The organism is Mesorhizobium sp. M4B.F.Ca.ET.017.02.2.1 (assembly GCF_003998955.1).
In the GTDB taxonomy this organism is placed as follows: domain Bacteria; phylum Pseudomonadota; class Alphaproteobacteria; order Rhizobiales; family Rhizobiaceae; genus Mesorhizobium; species Mesorhizobium abyssinicae.
This window is the reverse complement of sequence record NZ_RZOF01000694.1, coordinates 1-557: the sequence shown is the minus strand read 5'-3', so window position 1 is coordinate 557 and position 557 is coordinate 1. Positions and strand designations below refer to the sequence as shown.

Genomic DNA, 557 nt, shown 5'->3' with positions numbered 1-557 from the left:
GGCGGCGGCAGCCCGCGGCCTTTAGGCTCTTCACGCAGCGACAGGATGTAGCCTTGTTCCTCGAGTTCGCGCACGATGGTCGACACGGTCTGCACGGTGAGGCCTACGCCCCTGGCGATATCGCCGCGCGCGATCGGCCCGTTGAGGCGGATGGACTCCAGCACGATGCGCCGGTTGTAGGGCCGGCCGAACTCCTGATTTGTCCCCCGCAATGCCATGCCTTGCGCTCCCGAAGAGAGCAGAGCTTCGCACCGAAGATTTATTCAGTCAAATGGAATTCAAAAATATTTTAGTGTTGTGGACGGCTCCTGCCGGCGGAGACTGCGAGGGTCCGCGCCGGCGGCGTCAGCAGAGCGAAATGAAAAGCAATTTCAGTATTTTATGATGCGACGCTCAATCGCCACAACCAGGATGAACAGGGCGATCGACAACGACGACGACAGCACGATCGCCGCATAGAGCCGATCGGACTGGTAGTTGAAGCTCGCCTGGATGATCAGCGCGCCGAGCCCTTTGTCCGAGCCGATCCATTCGCCGACGATGGCGCCGATGACGGC

Annotated in this window: 2 protein-coding genes; both read right to left on the bottom strand. The window is 60.5% G+C overall.

Features of this window, described 5'->3' with window-relative positions; genetic code table 11:
• Positions 1 to 218 (bottom strand): winged helix-turn-helix transcriptional regulator (locus EN738_RS34900; protein WP_127287438.1); only part of this gene is annotated, 218 nt, incomplete at its 3' end.
• Positions 219 to 371: 153 nt separating this feature from the next.
• The coding region (locus tag EN738_RS34895) for an ABC transporter permease subunit (RefSeq protein ID WP_127287436.1) at positions 372 to 557 on the bottom strand (186 nt) is incomplete at its 5' end.